Raw genomic sequence first — 15,648 nt, forward strand, 5'->3', positions numbered from 1 at the left:
GGACTCCCTGGGAGCAGCCGGGCACGGCGCGAGGGTCCGACGGACGGATCCCGTCGGCCCCTCGCGCCGTGCCGCGGGCGAGCTCAGGCGTGCTGGGCGGGGCGCACCGAGCGCTGCGCGGACTCCTCCTCCGGGCAGGCGGAGCCGAGCTCCGTCATGCCGTCGACGAGCCAGCGCACCAGATGGTCCGCGAAGGAGGCGCGGGGCAGGATCCGCCAGGTCTGCTCGCCGCTGCGCACGAGCACCACCGGGATGGTGCTCAGCAGCGTCGCCTCGGCCCGGCCGACGCCGAACTCGCGCGGGTGCAGGTCCAGCGCGACGCTCTTCTCGAGCACCTCGCGGGCGCCGGGGCCCTCGAGCACCAGCACGGTGCGGTTGGCGGAGAGGTCCACTGCCTGGCCGGGGACCCCCTCCTCCAGCGCCTCCTGGTAGGGCGCCTCGACGCCGGGCTCCTGCCGGCGGGATACGTCCACGGCGAGGAACTCGTCCGGCGAGAGGCGCAGGACGTGCAGGCCGTCCAGGTCGCCGGTCACCTCGCCGTGCGCCGTCGGCAGGGGCACGCCGAGCACGGACTCGAGCGCCGTCGCGCCCTGTTCGCCGGGCACGGCCCGCAGGCCGATCTGCACGGCGAACTCGTGCTCGCGCAGGGTCACGGCGCGCGCCCCGGTGACGGCGGCGCCCTCCATCAGGTCGGCCAGATGGCGGGCGGGGGCCGCGCGAAGCGGCTCCAGGACGTCCATCGAGGTGGTCAGGGTGGTGCTGTCAGCCGTCACGGCGGGCTCCTTCGGGGTCGACGAGCACGGGAGAGGTGATGGTCAGGTCGATGATCCGGTCCCCCTGCGGGGAGCGGACCTTCTCGCCGATGCGGCCGAGGCCGCCGTCGACCAGGGCGAGCGCGAACGGCTGGTCGAGAGCCGCCGAGAGGTACGAGGAGGAGACCCAGCCGATCATCGGCACGGGCCCGTCCTCGGGCGTGATCGGGGTGTCGGCGTCGACGATCTGCGCGCCCTCCTCGAGGCGCGTGGTGCCGTCGTCGCTGAGCAGGCCGACGAGCTGGCGGCGGTCCTCGCGCACGGAGTCCGGGCGGTCCAGGGACCGCTTGCCCACGAAGTCCTTCTTCTTCGCGCCGATGATCCACGACATGTTCGCGTCCTGCGGGGTGATCGTGCCGTCGGTGTCCTGGCCGACGATGATCAGGCCCTTCTCGGCGCGCAGCACGTGCATGGTCTCGGTGCCGTAGACGACGATGCCGAACTCCTGGCCGGCCGCGTGCACGGCCTCCCACACGGTCCGCCCGTAGAAGGCCTCGACGTTGATCTCGAAGGCGAGCTCGCCGGAGAACGAGATCCGCGGGATCCGGGCCGGGATGCCGCTGGCCAGGACCGTGTCGCGGAACTCCATGAACCCGAACGCCTCCTGGGAGACGTCGAGGTCGGGGGCGACCTTCGCGATCACGTCGCGGGAGCGGGGCCCGGCGACGGTGATCGTGGCCCACTGCTCGGTCACCGACGTCATGGACACGTCCAGCTCCGGCCACTCCGTCTGGTGCCACTCCTCGAGGTGGTCGAGCACGGCGGCGGCCCCCGAGGTCGTGGTGGTCATGAAGAAGTGGTCCTCGGCCACGCGCAGCGTGACGCCGTCGTCCATGATCATGCCGTCGGGCCCGCACATCACGCCGTAGCGGCCCTTGCCCACCGGCAGCTTGAGGAAGCCGTTGGTGTACATGCGGTTGAGGAACCGCGCCGCATCCGCACCGCGGATCTCGATCTTGCCGAGGGTGGTGCCGTCCATCATGCCGACGGAGTCGCGCACGCCGGCGCACTCGCGCAGCACCGCCGCGTCCATGTCCTCCTCGCCCTGCGGGAAGTACCGCGGGCGCTTCCACTGGCCCACGTCCTCCCAGACGGCGCCGTGCTCGAGATGCCACTGGTGGATGGAGGTGATGCGGGCGGGGTCGAACATCTGCCCGCGGCGGCGTCCGGCGAGGGCGGCGAAACTCACCGGGGCGTAGGGCGCCCGGTAGGTGGTGGTGCCGATGCCGCCGAGGTCCTCCTCCCCCAGCAGCACGCTCATCACGCCGATCGCGGCGACGCCGGAGGTCTTGCCCTGATCGGCGCCGGTGCTGATCGAGGTGTAGCGCTTGACGTGCTCGACGGCGCGCATGCCCGCGCCCAGCGCGCGCAGCACGTCGCGCACGGTCTGGTCGCGCTGCAGGTCCACGAAGTGCTCTCGCCAGCGCTCGGGGTCCTCGGTCGCCGCGGAGACGAGACCGCTGTCGGGGCTGGGCACGAGCCACAGCGGCCGGGCCGGCGCCACGGGGGCCGACGCCTCGGCCTGCGGGGCCCTCGCCGAGACCGGGTATCCGGCGGCGGTCGCGGCGGCGGCCCCGGCCTCGGCGCCCTGGGAGAGGGCGCCCGCGAGGTCGGCGGTGCCGAGCACGGAGCCGGCCAGGTGCTGGTCCTCGACCGAGGGGACGGCGACGAACGAGGTCAGCGCCTCGTCGTACTGGATCCGACCCTGGCGCTGGGAGTGCAGGTGCACGAGCGGGGAGAGCCCGCCGGAGACGGCGAGCAGGTCCGCGGCGACGGTCTCGACCTCGCCGGCGATCTCGCCGTCGGCGCCCAGCGGCGCGATCTGCACCGCGGTGAGGCGGTCCCCGTCGCCGCCGCCGACGGTGTCCACGACGGACCAGCCGAAGCGGGCGTCGACGCCGGTCGCCTCGAGGACGGCCGCGGCACGGGCGCTGGGCTCGGGGCGGGAGTCGAGCACGACGGGCAGGCGCACGCCCGCGTCGTGCAGATCGGCGACGAGCTCCCAGGCGGAGTCGTTCGTGGTCAGCACCGCGACGTCCTCGCCCGCGGCGACGCCGAAGCGGTTGAGGTAGGTCTGCACGGCTGCGGCGAGCATGACGCCCGGGCGGTCGTTGTGCGCGAACACGACGGGGCGGTCCATCGCGCCGGGGGCGAGCACGACCTGCTTGGCGCGGATGTGCCAGACGCGCTGGCGGGAGACGCCGGGGCGGCCGCCGTCCGCACCCTCCGCGGGGAGTCCGAGGTGGTCGGTGCGCTTCTGCAGGGCGGTGATGTAGTTCGAGTCGTAGCTGCCGAAGACGTTCGTGCGCTCGAGCACGGTGACGTCCTCGGTGCGGCGCAGCTCGGCGACGGTCGCGTCGACCCAGTCCATGGCGTCCTGGTCGTCGATCCGCAGGCCCCGAGAGGACAGCAGCGAGCCGCCGGCGAGGGGCTGCTCGTCCAGAAGCATGACGCGGGCGCCGGAGCGGGCCGCCTCACGGGCGGCGGCGAGCCCGGCGGGGCCGGCGCCGACGACGAGCACGTCGGTGTGGACGTGCTTGTGGTCGTAGTAGGCGTGGTCCTCGCGCGGGTCGAGCGTGCCGAGCCCGCTGAGCAGGCTCGCCTCGAGCCCGTCGACGGCCTCGACCGCGGTGGCCGGAAGCATCGACTCGTCGGTCCCGTCCTCCCGTCGGTCGTGGACGGTGATCAGGGCGTTGGTCTCCTCGAGGCCGGCGGCTATGAGGCCGCGGGGACGGGCGAGGTAGATCGAGGGGGCCACGGCCAGGCGACCGGCGGCCAGCAGGGCGCTGGCGACGGTGTCGCCGGCGAGCGCGGGCAGCGTCTCGCCCTCGACCGTGAGGGTCAAGGGCCGTGCGGGGTCGACCCCGTGGGCGGGGCCGCGGCGGGGGGTCTGGTTCTCAGGCATGGTCGTCCTCGTTCCCGGTGCGAGCCTCGGGGGCAGGGGTGGAGCCGTCGGCGGCGGTGCCGGCGGCGGAGGGGTCGGCGACGGAGCCGTCGGTGCGCCCCTCGGTGGTGGTCATCGAGGCGAAGCGGTCCGGCTCGGCGGCGTCGGCCGGGACCTTCTCGGGGTCCGGCAGGTCGGGGCGCGGGGAGCCCATCGGATAGATGCGCTCGAAGCGGTAGGTGCGGGTGTCGCGCAGGGCGTTGAACCACTTGCGGCAGCCGGCCGAGTGCTGCCAGCGCTCGGCGAGGATGCCCTTGGTGTTGGCGCGGTAGAAGAGGTAGCGGGACCACTCGCGGTCGTCGAGGGCCGAGGGGTCCTCGGGGTAGGGCACGTGGGCCTCGCCGCCGTAGTGGAACTCGACCTCGTTGCGGGGCCCGCAGTGGGGGCAGTCGATGAGGAGCATGGTGGCCTCCTGGGGTCGTGGCGCCGGGGCGCGGTCAGTGGGCGACGCCGGCGGCGCCGTGCTCGTCGATGAGGTGGCCCGTCTCGAAACGGTCGAGGGTGAAGGGCGTGTTGATCTCGTGCGGCTCGTCGTTGGCGATCGTGTGCGCGAGGGCGAAGCCGGCGCCGGGGGTGGCCTTGAAGCCGCCGGTGCCCCAGCCGCAGTTGACGTACAGCTGGTCCACCTCGGTCTTCGAGATGATCGGCGAGGCGTCGGCGGTGACGTCGACGATCCCGCCCCAGGTGCGCAGCACGCGGGCCCGGGAGAAGATCGGGAAGAGCTCCACGGCGGCGGCGAGCTGGTCCTCGACGACGTGGAAGGCGCCGCGCTGGCCGTAGCCGTTGTACTGGTCCACGCCCGCGCCCATCACGAGCTCCCCCTTGTGGGCCTGGGAGACGTAGACGTGCACGTGGTTGCTCATCACGACGGCGGGATGGACGGGCTCGAACAGCTCGCTGACCAGGGCCTGGAGGGGGCGGGACTGGACGGGGAGGCGCACGCCGGCGGTCTCGGAGACCTCGGTGGAGTGCCCGGCCGCGGCGAGCGCGACCTTCCCGGCGTTGATCCGGCCGCGGGTCGTCTCGACGCCGACGGCGCGGCCGTTCTCGACGATCACCTCGGTGACCTCGCAGTTCTGGATGATGTGCACGCCCATCTCGTCGGCCTTGCGGGCGAGCGCCCAGGCGACGTGGTCGTGCTTGGCGATGCCGGCGCGGGGCTGGTAGGTGCCGCCGAGGACGGGGTAGCGGATGTCCTCGGAGATGTTGAGGATCGGCACGACCTCCTTGACCTGCTCCGGGTCGAGCCACTCGGCGTCCACGCCGTTGAGCTTGTTGGCGTTGACGCGGCGCACGGAGCCGCGCACGTCGCCGAGGGTGTGGTCGAGGTTGAGCACGCCGCGCTGGCTGAAGAGGAAGTCGTACTCGAGCTCCTCGGGCAGCTGCTCCCACAGCTTCAGCGAGGCCTCGTAGATCATCGCCGACTCGTCCCACAGGTAGTTCGAGCGGATGATCGTGGTGTTGCGGGCCATGTTCCCGCCGGCCAGCCAGCCGCGCTCGAGCACGGCAACGTTGGTGATGCCGTGGCGGGAGGCCAGGTAGTAGGCGGCCGCGAGGCCGTGGCCGCCGCCGCCGACGATCACGACGTCGTAGCCGGACCTCGGCTCGGGCGAGTGCCACAGGAATTCGGGGTGCTCGGGAAGAAGGTCGGCCATGGAGGGTTCCTTCGCAGAGGGGGACCGGGCGCTCCCGTCGTCGGGGGCGGACCGGGTGGACTGTGTGTCGACCAGTCGACTGTGACTGATATATCACTGGTCGCTCACTGTAGGGTGGGTCACATCCGGTGTCAATCCCGGCCCCGGACCCCGACGCCCCGCCGCCTCCGACTGCCCAGGAGCAGAGATGACCACGACCCTCGGCGCCTCCCCCGCTTCGCTCGCCGAGCAGGCGTACCTGGCCCTGCGCGACCGGCTGATCATGCTCGAGATCGCCCCGGGCGAGCCGCTCCAGGAGGGACGGATCGCCGAGGAGCTCGGCGTGGGCCGCACCCCGGTGCGCGAGGCGATCAAGCACCTCGAGCTCGACCATCTCGTGGTCACCTATCCGCGCCGCGGCACCTTCGCCACCACGGTCGACATCACGGCGCTGGCGGCGATCACCCAGGTGCGCGCGGCGCTCGAGCCGGTCGCGGTCCGCGCCGCGGCCGCGAACCAGGATCCCTCGGCCCGCGCCGCCCTCGAGGAGTCGCTGCGCTCACTCGACGCGCTCGAGGCCGAGCCCGAGGCCGCGGACCCGCGCCATGCCCTGCAGGTCGACGTCGGCGTGCACCGCGCGATCTACCACGCCTGCGGGAACGTCTATCTCGCCGAGACGCTGCTGCGCCTGGACAACCTCTCCACCCGCATCTGGTGCGTGGCGATGCACCGCCTGCCGGGCCTGACCTCGCACGTCACCGAGCTGCGGGAGATGCTCGACGCGATGCTCGCGGGGGACGACGACCGCGCCGCCGAGCTCGTCGCGCAGCACGTCGCGGAGTTCGAGTCCTCCATCCGCACGGTGCTCTGAGGCGGGCCGACCTCCTTGACGTGACCCAGCCCACAGGGCACTCTGGCAACTCGGTTGTACTGAACGCAACGCGCACGCTCGCCGTCGCGCACCCCTCCCCGCGTCGCGCTCCGAGCGGGCCGACGCCTCCGACCTCCCAACGGCGGGAGGAAGACAGGAGTCCCCATGTCCAGCACTCCCTCCCATGCGACCGCGGCCGCGGCGACGCGGCTCGAGCGCGGCCAGGTCAGACTGACGCTCAGCACCGTCGGCCTGGGCACCTTCATCGAGTGGTTCGAGTACGCCAGCTACGCCTATCTCGCCACCACCATCGCCCAGGTGTTCTTCCCGAGCACCGACCCGGGCATCGCGCTGATGCAGACCTTCGGCGTCTTCGCGCTCTCCTTCCTGGTCCGACCGATCGGCGGGCTGTTCTGGGGCCACTTCGGCGACAAGATCGGCCCGAAGCGCACGCTCACCCTCACGATCGTGGGCATGGGGCTGGCGACCTTCACCATCGGCGTGCTGCCCGGCTACGCCACGATCGGGCTCGCCGCCCCGATCCTGCTGCTCGCGGCCCGGATGCTGCAGAGCTTCTGCGCCGCGGGCGAGTACTCGGGCGCGGCGGTGCTGCTGGCCGAGCACGCGCCGGCGCACAAGCGCGCCCGCTGGGTCTCGACCGTGCCGATCGCGACCTCGGCCGGCTTCCTCGGCGCCTCGGTGATGGCCTCGCTGCTGAACGGCCTGCTGCCCGAGGAGGCCGTGCAGGAGTGGGGCTGGAGGATCCCGTTCCTCGCCGCGGCGGTGCTCACGATCGTGGTGCGCTGGATCCGCCGCAGGGTCTCCGACTCGCCCGTGCGCGAGCAGATGGAGAAGGAGGAAGCGGTCGCGACGGCGCCGCTGTTCGAGCTGATCAGGAACCACTGGCCCTCGATGCTGCGGATGCTCTTCATCATGGCCGTGAACGCGAGCGGCTACTACCTGGTGCTCACCTACATGGCCACCTACATCGAGGTCGAGCTGGGGCTGACGGCCTTCCAGTCCAGCCTGATCCTCTCGCTCGCGCTGGTGCTCTACCTGCCGCTGATCTTCGTGGGCGCCTGGCTCTCGGACACCTTCGGCAGGCGTCGACTGCTGCTGATCAACGCGATCGGGTTCATCCTGCTGAGCTACCCGGCCTTCGTGCTGCTGGGACAGTCCGGCTTCCTCGGCGTGCTGCTGATCCAGATCTCGCTGGTGGCGCTGTTCAGCCTCAACGACTCGACCTTCGCCGTCTACTTCGTCGAGGCGGTGCCGCCGCAGGTGCGCCTCTCCGGCTTCGCGATCCCCTTCAACTTCGGCAACGCGATCTTCGGCGGCACCGCGCCGTTCATCGCGACCTGGCTGATCTCGGTCACGGACAACTCGTACTCGCCGGCCTTCCTCATCATGGGGCTCTCGCTTCTCGGGCTGGTCGCGCTGATCCTCCAGGGCGACTCGTACGATCCGAAGGCCGCCCGGGAACAGGCCGCCCGCGAGGAGCAGGAGCAGCTCGCCGCCTCCTGAGCGCCCGACGCGCCGCGCGGGAGCCCCACGGGCGCCGCGCGGCGCGCCGCGTCCCAGAACCCCCTTGACTGTGACCGCCGCCACGTGAATGATTGGGCAACCGCGTTGCCCTCAACGCAACAGTGCAGGGGAACCAGTTCCGCGGACCGTCGAGCGATCGAGGACGATCGCCGTCGGCCCGGCCGCACCGACCATCCCGAGGGGTGTCCCATGACGACCACAGAGACGAACCAGCCCGGCGCCGAGGACCCGTCCTCGCCCCCTGAGCCCGAGAACCGCGACGGCGCGACCGGGACGCCCGACGGCGCCTCCCGCGCCGATGAGCGCACCGTCGACCTCCCCCGCTTCCGGGGATTCCAGATCCCGGCGCTGGACCGCGCGATCATCATGGTGCTGCCGCCGCTGCTGATCGTCGGCGTCGTCATCGCGGTGATCCTCGCACCCGACGCCTCTGCGAACCTCATCTCGAACCTGCGCTCCTTCGTCACCGGCGGATTCACCTGGTGGTTCGTGCTCTACTCGCTGATCGCCGTGGCGGTCTGCGTGTGGCTGTGCATCAGCCCGCTGGGCCGCATCCGCCTGGGCGGTCCGAAGGCCCGGCCGGCCCACGGCAACTTCGCCTGGTACTCGATGCTCTTCGCCTGCGGGCAGGGCGTGGGCCTGATCTTCTGGTCCCTCGCCGAGCCGATGATGCTGCGCGACGGCGCCCCGGTGGCCTCGGACATGGGCAACGCCGGCCAGTCCGGCATCATCTGGACCTACTTCCACTGGGGTCCCACCGCCTGGGCGATGTACTGCGTGGTCGCGATCTGCCTGGCCTACTCGCACCACAACCTCGGCAAGACCCTCACCTTCCGCGAGGCGACCGTCGACATCCTCCCCTCGGCCGTGCGCCGCCCCGCCGGCGTGGTCATCGAGCTGCTCGCGATCATCGCGACCGTGCTGGGCCTGGCAACCTCCTTCGGCTTCGCGGCGATGCAGTTCTCCTCGGGCCTGAACGCCTTCACCGGGGTCGCCTCCGGCCCCCTGGTCTGGATGATCGTGATCGTCGTGCTCGGCGCGCTCACCGCCGTCTCCGCCTTCATGGGCGTGAACAAGGGCATGAAGCGGATCAGCGAGCTGAACTCCGTGCTCAGCATCGTGCTGGTGGTCGGCGTGTTCGTCTTCGGGCCGACGATCTTCATCCTCTCGAACATGTTCCAGACCTTCGGCGGCTTCTTCGCCTCCTTCCCGGCCATGAGCTTCTGGACCGAGGCCGAGACCGCCGGCAGCGGAGCCCCCTGGGACGAGCTCTGGAACGGCCCGTGGACCGTGTTCATCTGGTGCTGGGTGATCGCATTCTCACCCTTCGTCGCCGGCTTCATCGCCCGGATCTCCCGCGGCCGCACGCTCCGCGAGTTCGTGCTCGGCGTGACCATCGTGCCCTCGCTGATCGTGATGGTGTGGACCGCGGTCATCGCCTCGGCCGGCATCCGCTACGACGACCAGAACGGCCTGGTGATCTCCGAGGCAGTGAACGAGGACCTCTCGGTGGCGCTGTTCCGGATGCTGGAGATGGTGCCGGGCATCGGCATCCTCCTCATCATCATGGCGACCGTGCTGGTCGCGACCTACTACGTGACCAGCCTCGACTCCGGCACCTACGCGCTGGCGGAGTTCGTCTCGGCCCCCAAGAAGTCCGGCCCTGCCTTCCGCGTGGTGCTCGTGATCTCGATCGCGACCGTCGCGGCGGTGCTGCTGTCCCTCGGCGGCGCGGCCGTGGTGGACACCGTCCAGACCGGCACGATCATCGGCGCCTTCCCGTTCTCCTTCGTGATCATCCTGATGATCGCGAACCTGATCCGGCGACTGCGCAGCCGCAACGCCGCGGTCGTGCGGACCGAGCGCGAGATCAACGACCCCGAGCCCCGCCCCGAGGACGAGTTCGTCGACGAGGACGGGATCCCCGACCCCAGACGCGGCGTCGGCGAGGGCACCTTCGTGCCCCCGCAGACGTTCCGCCGGCACGACGACCGAAGGGATGACTACCGATGACAGAGCCCTCCACACCCGACGCCCCGTCGGCCGACTCCTCCTCGCTCGGGCAGGCGCGGACAGGCGCCGCACGACCCGACCCGGCGCCGACCGACGCCCCGTCGGCCGACGGGCCCGCCCGCACCGTGCGCCTGGCGACGATGACCGCCCGGGAGTACGAGGACTGGGTGGGCGGCGGGAGCGCCGTCGCGATCCTGCCCACCGGGGCGTTCGAGCAGCACGGCCCGCACCTGCCGCTGGGGACCGACGCGATCCTCTCCACGGCGGTCGCGACCGCCGTCGCCGAGCAGACCGGGGCGAAGGTGCTCGAGCCGTTCACGCTCGGGTACAAGTCCCAGCAGCGCTCGGGCGGCGGGAACCACCTGCCCGGCACGCTCAGCCTCGACGCCGATGCGCTCATCGCCCAGGCCCGCCAGCTGATCCGGGGCCTGCTCGCCCAGGGCGTGCGGCACGTGGTGGTGCTCAACGGCCACTACGAGAACACGCAGTTCCTCTACGAGGGCGCGGACCTGGCGCTGCGGGACCTGGGCCTGGCCCCGGGCGCGGAGCAGTCGGTGATGCTGCTGTCCTACTGGGACTACGTCTCCGCGCCGACGCTCGAGGTGGTCTACCCGGACGGGTTCCCCGGCTGGGACGTGGAGCACGGCGGGGTGCTGGAGACCGCGCTGCTGCTGCACCTGCGGCCGGAGCTGGTGCACATGGACCGCGCGGTGAGCCACCCGCCGGCCGCGCCGCACCGCTTCGACCGCCTGCCGGTCGTGCCCGAGCGGACGCCGGAGACCGGCTGCCTCTCGGCGCCCGACGGCGCGAGCGCCGAGAAGGGCGAGCTGCTGTTCACGCAGACCGTTGCGGACCTCGCGGCGGAGCTGCGCACCGAGCTCGGGCTCTGACCTCGACGAGCCTCGCTCCGCGTCCGCCTCGGGCGAGGGGCGGGGCTCGTCGTCCTCCGGGTCGCCGGGCAGCCCCGTCGGCCCTGTCGGCCCTGTCGGCATCGCCGATCCCGCCTCCGCCCGCCCCACCACCACGGGGCAGCAACTTCTTCCGCCAGCCGCTTGACGTGACGCCCCTCACGCGCAACACTGACGCAACCGGGTTGCACTCAAGGCAACCACTAAGGCCACGCACCGTTCCGTGCCCCGTCGAAGGAGACGATCATGACCGCGACCACCGCAACCTCCGTCAACGACCTCGAGCGCCTCAAGGTCCTCCACAACGGCGAGAAGCAGCAGCTGACCTTCTCCGACGCCGAGTTCGAGCGCCGCCTCAGCGGCCTGCGCAGGATCATGGCCGAGAAGAACCTCGACGCCGTGATCCTCACCAGCTACCAGGGCATCAAGTACTACTCGGACTTCCTGTTCACGTACTTCGGCCGCTCCTACGGCATGGTCGTCACCGCCGACGACACCTGCACCATCACCGCGAACATCGACGCGGGCATGCCCTGGCGCACCAGCTACGGCGAGAACATCGTCTACACCGACTGGAACCGCGACAACTTCTACTACGCGCTCCAGCAGGCCCTGGCCCAGCGCGGGATCACCGACCCGAGGCGCCTGGGCATCGAGGACGACACCGTCACGCTGCAGATCCTCCGCCGCCTCCAGGACGCCTTCCCCGGCGCCGAGCTGGTCGACGTCTCCCAGGACGCGATGCGCCAGCGGATGATCAAGTCCGCCGAGGAGATCGCGGTGATCAAGGAGAGCGCACGAATCGGCGACATCGGCGGCGAGGCGATCAAGAACGCCGTCCACGCCGGTGTGCAGGAGTTCGAGGTGGCGCTGGCCGGCACCGAGGCCATGACCCGCGAGATCGCGAAGACCTTCCCGCACCGCGAGGTGCGCGACACCTGGGTGTGGTTCCAGTCCGGCATCAACACCGACGGCGCCCACAACTGGGCCACCACCCGGAAGGTGCAGGAGCACGACATCCTGTCGCTGAACGCCTTCCCGATGCCCACCGGCTACTACACCGCCCTCGAGCGCACGCTGTTCTTCGGCGAGCCCGACGAGGAGTCGCTGCGCCTGTGGAACATCAACGTCGAGGTGCACCGCGCCGGCATCGAGCTGATCAAGCCCGGCGCCGTGTGCAAGGACATCGCCCACGAGCTGAACAAGATCTACATCGGCCACGGCCTGCTGCCGAACCGCACGTTCGGCTACGGCCACTCCTTCGGCGTCCTCTCGCACTACTACGGCCGCGAGGCCGGCCTGGAGCTGCGCGAGGACGTCGACACCGTGCTCGAGCCGGGCATGGTCGTCTCGATGGAGCCGATGATCACCGTGCCCGAGGGCCAGCCCGGCGCGGGCGGCTACCGCGAGCACGACATCCTCGTGGTCGGCGAGGACGGCGCCGAGAACATCACGAAGTTCCCCTTCGGCCCGGAGCACAACATCATCCCTGCCTGATCAGGCACAGGGGACGCCGGCCGGCATCACCGCACCCGCGGACCGTGCCGGCCGGCGTCCTCGTCCCCGCCGCACCCGCCCGACCCGGCCCGTGCGGCGCCGCCCCGACCCGACCCCAGGAGCCCCGCATGAGCAGCCCGGAGACACCGCAGCACCTGCCCGCAGCGCCCGACCTGCTGGAAGGCCCCGTCGAGCGGGCCGGCGAGCCCGAGTTCGCGCACACACTCCACGAGGGCGCCGGTGACCTTCGCATTCGCCATCACTTCGCCGGCAGCTCGCAACTTCCCGTCGCGCTGCAGACCTGGACCCTCGCCCCGGGCGCCTACGAGGGCATGCACGCCCATGACGAGCCGTCGCTCGAGGAGATCTACCTGGTCCTCTCCGGGCGGGCCCGCATCCGCCAGGACGGCGAGACGCATCTGCTGGGGCCCGGGGACGCGCTGCGCGCCCCGGCCGGCGTCGAGCACGACCTGGCCTGCGAGGGCGACGAGCCGCTGCAGGTGCTGGTGGCGTGGGGGCCGACGGGGCACTTCGACATGAGCGGCTTCGGCTCATACCGCAAGGCGATCGCCGCCCGCGACGCCGTCTCGGCCGCCCGTGGCGAGAACTCCGGCGAGGCGGTCTCCCGCGGCGAGGCCCCGGAGGACGACGGCGCCGCTAGGATCCGAGGATGACCAGCACCAACGAGCAGGAGCGCTCCGAGAGCGGCCGCGGCGCCTCCGTCATCGTCAACGTCCTGCGGATCATCCGCTGCTTCACCGTGGAACATCCCCAGCAGGGCGTCACCGAGATCGCGGAGAAGGTCGGCCTGCACAAGTCGAGCGTCTCGCGGATCCTGTCGACCCTCGAGCAGGAGCGGGTGGTCGAGCGCGACGAGGCCTCCCGCCGCTACCGGCTGGGCCTCGGCCTGATCGCGGTCGCCGGACCGCTGCTGGCGGAGCTCGACGTGCGCCGGGTCGCGCTCGAGGACCTGCAGGACCTCGCCGAGCGCACCGGGGAGACCTCCGCGCTCGCGGTCTGGAACGGCGCGGCGTCGGTGACGGTGGAGCAGGTCCCGAGCCGCCATCAGATCAAGCACACCTCAGTGCTCGGAAGCCACTACCGCACGGCGCTGAGCTCGACCGTGCAGGTGCTCCTCGCAGCCCTCGAGCCCGCCGTAGCGGAGGCCCTGGTCGTTGCCGGCACGATCCGTCTCGAGGAGGGGTGGGAGACCGGCGACTACATGGAGCGGCTCGCCCGGGTGCGGGAGCAGGGGTACGCGCTCAACGACCGCGAGACCTCCGAGGACGAGGTCTCCCTCTCCGCGCCGGTGCGCGACCACCGCGGGGAGGTCGCCGGCGCCGTGCTCCTCGCGGCGCCGTTCTACCGCGCCGGGGCCGAGCAGCTCCCGGAGCTCGCCGCCCGGACCCGTGACGCGGCCGATGCGATCTCGCGCCGGCTCGGCGCGGTGAGCCCGGGCTGAGGCGCTCTCCGCCCCGGACTCGACTGGCCCCTCCCCCGCTCACAGCGGGTCGGCGACCGCCTCCTCGAGGCTGCGCGGCGCCCGCCCCAGGACCTCCTCGACGTGACGGGAGACGAGATCGAGCTCGCCGTCGCGGATCGCCGTGTAGGTGCTGATCCACGCCTCGACCTGCCAGTCCGGTGCACCGTACGGAGCACGGGAGGCGCGGGCCTCGGCCATCGTCTCGTCGACGTACTCGTACTCCTCCCCCGTCGCGCGCGTCATCAGCAGCGCCGCCTCGGCGAGGCTGACCGCGACCGGGCCGGTCAGGTCCAGCGCCCGCCCGGCGCAGGGGGCGGGGTCGCGCAGGATCCGGGCGGCGACCTCGGCCACGTCGCGGCGGGCGACGAAGGCGCAGCGTCCCGTGCCGCCCGGGCCGCGGATCACCCGGTCGTCGCCGGCGAAGTCGAGCAGCACGTCGGCGTAGAAGCTGTCGCGCAGGAACGTCCAGGCCATCCCCGAGTCGCGCAGCATCTCCTCGGTCGCGCCGTGGTCGCGGGCGAGGGTGAAGCCGGCGTCGTCGGACGCACCGAGGAAGGACGTGTAGACCACGTGCCCCACCCCGGCGCGGGCCGCGGCGTCGATCGCGGTGCGGTGCTGGTCGAGCCGGTCGTCGGCCTCGCCGGCGGAGACCAGCAGCAGCACGTCGGCCCCGTCGAAGGCGGCGGCGCAGGCGTCCGCGTCGCCGAACCCGGCCTGTGCCTGCTCGACGCCCTCGAGCGCGGGGAGGCGCTCGAGGCTCCGGCCGACCAGGCGCAGCGTGATCCCGGGCGCCCCGTGGAGCAGGCGGGCGACCTCGCCGCCCACCTTCCCGCTCGCGCCGGTGACGACGATGCGCATCAGAGCAGGCCCTTCTCGGTCAGCCAGCCGGTGGCGATGTCGGCGCTGGAGGCCTGGTCGACGACGCTCTGCCGGTTCAGCTCGACGAGGTCGTCGGCGCTGAGCTCTGCGATCACGCCCTCGATCGCCTCGGCCGCCTGCTCGTCGATCTTCTCGGAGACGACGGGGACCACGTTCTGCGGCAGGATCATCGACTCGGGGTCCTCGAGCACCACCAGGTCGTTCTCGGCGATGGAGGGATCGGCGCTGTAGATGTCGGCGAGCTGGACGTCCCCGTCCAGGAGGGCCTGGACGGTCAGCGGGCCGCCGGAGTCCTCCACGGGCACCACGGCGATGTCCACGTCGTACACCGACTTCGCGCCCTCGGGGCCGTAGGGCCGCGTCTCGAACTCGCTGTTCGCGGCGATCTTCAGGTCCTCCTCGACGCCTGCGAGGTCGCCGATCGCGCTGAGGGAGTGCGTGGAGGCGAAGTCGGAGGTGGTGGTGTAGGAGTCCTGGTCGGAGGCCTCGGCGAAGGACAGCACGCGCAGCCCCTCCGGCAGGGCCTCCTCGAGGGAGGAGCGGATCTCCTCGGGGCTCGCGGAGCCCGCGTCGGACTCGTAGTGCTGCAGGAGGTTCCCGAGGTACTCGGGCAGCAGGTCCAGCGACCCGGCCTCGAGCTCGGGCATGTACACCTCGCGCTGGCCGATCTGGTACTGGCGGTCGACGGTGAAGCCCGCCTTCTCGAGCACCTGCGCGAACAGCTCGGCGATGATCTCGTTGGAGTAGTAGGCCTGGGAGCCGATGGCGAGCGTGCCCGCGGGGGCCTCGCCGCCGCCGTCGGAGCCGGCGGCGCCGGAGCTGCCGCCCTCCTCCTCGAAGGGGTCGGAGCTGCCGCAGGCCGCGGCGCCGAGGGCGAGCCCGCCCGCGCCGAGGGCTCCCAGCAGGTGACGGCGGGTGCTGTGGATGCTCATGAGGGTTCTCCTGGGGTGGGGCGGGCGGCGGGAGCCGGCGATGCGGCGAGGGATGGTCGACTACGGGCGTGGGGGGGGGGGGAAGAAGAAAAAAATGATTATGGTAGAAGCAAACCCCCCCCCCACCCCA

The 15,648-nt window shown here is 71.8% G+C and carries 13 protein-coding genes; 7 read left to right on the plus strand and 6 right to left on the minus strand.

Features of this window, described 5'->3' with window-relative positions; translation table 11 throughout:
* Positions 1-83: 83 nt before the first annotated feature.
* The 4 genes from DS079_RS13330 to DS079_RS13345 are packed head-to-tail and all read right to left on the minus strand — an operon-like array spanning position 84 to position 5,411.
* Positions 84-773, minus strand: a complete 690-nt coding sequence (locus DS079_RS13330) for a sarcosine oxidase subunit gamma (protein ID WP_126988354.1) — start codon at positions 771-773, stop codon at positions 84-86.
* Positions 763-3,717 carry an FAD-dependent oxidoreductase gene (locus tag DS079_RS13335; RefSeq protein ID WP_126988355.1) on the minus strand — a complete coding sequence of 985 codons (2,955 nt, stop codon included), beginning with the start codon at positions 3,715-3,717 and terminating at the stop codon, positions 763-765. The genes DS079_RS13330 and DS079_RS13335 overlap by 11 nt, the downstream gene beginning before the upstream one ends.
* Positions 3,710-4,159, minus strand: coding sequence for a sarcosine oxidase subunit delta (locus tag DS079_RS13340; protein ID WP_126988356.1), 450 nt, complete (start codon positions 4,157-4,159; stop codon positions 3,710-3,712). Before DS079_RS13340 ends, DS079_RS13335 begins: the two co-directional genes overlap by 8 nt.
* A gap of 34 nt (positions 4,160-4,193) precedes the next feature.
* The gene (locus DS079_RS13345; RefSeq protein ID WP_126988357.1) at positions 4,194-5,411 is read right to left on the minus strand and encodes a sarcosine oxidase subunit beta family protein; all 1,218 of its coding nucleotides are present in this window, start codon (positions 5,409-5,411) and stop codon (positions 4,194-4,196) included.
* A 187-nt stretch (positions 5,412-5,598) separates the two neighbouring features.
* On the opposite strand from DS079_RS13345, the gene DS079_RS13350 reads away from it, so the two are divergent.
* The 7 genes from DS079_RS13350 (at position 5,599) to DS079_RS13380 (ending at position 13,686) form a co-directional block, all read left to right on the plus strand.
* Positions 5,599-6,261 (plus strand): GntR family transcriptional regulator, encoded by a 663-nt coding sequence (locus DS079_RS13350; RefSeq protein WP_126988358.1) that lies wholly within the window; start codon positions 5,599-5,601, stop codon positions 6,259-6,261.
* A 165-nt stretch (positions 6,262-6,426) separates the two neighbouring features.
* Positions 6,427-7,785, plus strand: a complete 1,359-nt coding sequence (locus DS079_RS13355; RefSeq protein WP_126988359.1) for an MFS transporter — start codon at positions 6,427-6,429, stop codon at positions 7,783-7,785.
* Between the two features lie 210 nt (positions 7,786-7,995).
* Entirely contained in the window at positions 7,996-9,819 is a 1,824-nt protein-coding gene (locus tag DS079_RS13360) for a BCCT family transporter (protein ID WP_126988360.1), read from the plus strand.
* Positions 9,816-10,709, plus strand: coding sequence for a creatininase (locus tag DS079_RS13365; RefSeq protein WP_241237665.1), 894 nt, complete (start codon positions 9,816-9,818; stop codon positions 10,707-10,709). Before DS079_RS13360 ends, DS079_RS13365 begins: the two co-directional genes overlap by 4 nt.
* A gap of 264 nt (positions 10,710-10,973) precedes the next feature.
* Positions 10,974-12,224, plus strand: a complete 1,251-nt coding sequence (locus DS079_RS13370; protein WP_126988361.1) for an aminopeptidase P family protein — start codon at positions 10,974-10,976, stop codon at positions 12,222-12,224.
* A gap of 128 nt (positions 12,225-12,352) precedes the next feature.
* Complete coding sequence (locus tag DS079_RS13375; RefSeq protein WP_126988362.1) at positions 12,353-12,898, plus strand: cupin domain-containing protein; 546 nt, start codon at positions 12,353-12,355, stop codon at positions 12,896-12,898.
* Positions 12,895-13,686: an IclR family transcriptional regulator gene (locus tag DS079_RS13380; RefSeq protein ID WP_126988363.1), complete on the plus strand. Its 792-nt coding sequence runs from the start codon at positions 12,895-12,897 to the stop codon at positions 13,684-13,686. Before DS079_RS13375 ends, DS079_RS13380 begins: the two co-directional genes overlap by 4 nt.
* A 39-nt stretch (positions 13,687-13,725) precedes the next feature.
* On the opposite strand, the gene DS079_RS13385 is transcribed toward DS079_RS13380, so the two are convergent.
* On the minus strand, positions 13,726-14,565 hold the full coding sequence (locus DS079_RS13385; RefSeq protein ID WP_126988364.1) for an SDR family oxidoreductase: 840 nt from the start codon (positions 14,563-14,565) through the stop codon (positions 13,726-13,728).
* The gene (locus DS079_RS13390; protein WP_126988365.1) at positions 14,565-15,518 is read right to left on the minus strand and encodes an ABC transporter substrate-binding protein; all 954 of its coding nucleotides are present in this window, start codon (positions 15,516-15,518) and stop codon (positions 14,565-14,567) included. Before DS079_RS13390 ends, DS079_RS13385 begins: the two co-directional genes overlap by 1 nt.
* Positions 15,519-15,648: the final 130 nt, after the last annotated feature.

It is taken from the genome of Brachybacterium paraconglomeratum (genome assembly GCF_003994255.1).
GTDB classification, from domain to species: domain Bacteria; phylum Actinomycetota; class Actinomycetes; order Actinomycetales; family Dermabacteraceae; genus Brachybacterium; species Brachybacterium conglomeratum.

What these genes read in the sequence shown, in the direction of transcription:
- DS079_RS13355 (WP_126988359.1), top strand. Translation starts at nt 6,427, where the DNA reads ATGTCCAGCACTCCCTCCCATGCGACCGCGGCCGCGGCGACGCGGCTC.
- DS079_RS13385 (WP_126988364.1), bottom strand. Translation starts at nt 14,565, where the DNA reads ATGCGCATCGTCGTCACCGGCGCGAGCGGGAAGGTGGGCGGCGAGGTC.
- DS079_RS13345 (WP_126988357.1), bottom strand. Translation starts at nt 5,411, where the DNA reads ATGGCCGACCTTCTTCCCGAGCACCCCGAATTCCTGTGGCACTCGCCC.
- DS079_RS13350 (WP_126988358.1), top strand. Translation starts at nt 5,599, where the DNA reads ATGACCACGACCCTCGGCGCCTCCCCCGCTTCGCTCGCCGAGCAGGCG.
- DS079_RS13390 (WP_126988365.1), bottom strand. Translation starts at nt 15,518, where the DNA reads ATGAGCATCCACAGCACCCGCCGTCACCTGCTGGGAGCCCTCGGCGCG.
- DS079_RS13380 (WP_126988363.1), top strand. Translation starts at nt 12,895, where the DNA reads ATGACCAGCACCAACGAGCAGGAGCGCTCCGAGAGCGGCCGCGGCGCC.
- DS079_RS13365 (WP_241237665.1), top strand. Translation starts at nt 9,816, where the DNA reads ATGACAGAGCCCTCCACACCCGACGCCCCGTCGGCCGACTCCTCCTCG.
- DS079_RS13370 (WP_126988361.1), top strand. Translation starts at nt 10,974, where the DNA reads ATGACCGCGACCACCGCAACCTCCGTCAACGACCTCGAGCGCCTCAAG.
- DS079_RS13360 (WP_126988360.1), top strand. Translation starts at nt 7,996, where the DNA reads ATGACGACCACAGAGACGAACCAGCCCGGCGCCGAGGACCCGTCCTCG.
- DS079_RS13375 (WP_126988362.1), top strand. Translation starts at nt 12,353, where the DNA reads ATGAGCAGCCCGGAGACACCGCAGCACCTGCCCGCAGCGCCCGACCTG.
- DS079_RS13340 (WP_126988356.1), bottom strand. Translation starts at nt 4,159, where the DNA reads ATGCTCCTCATCGACTGCCCCCACTGCGGGCCCCGCAACGAGGTCGAG.
- DS079_RS13335 (WP_126988355.1), bottom strand. Translation starts at nt 3,717, where the DNA reads ATGCCTGAGAACCAGACCCCCCGCCGCGGCCCCGCCCACGGGGTCGAC.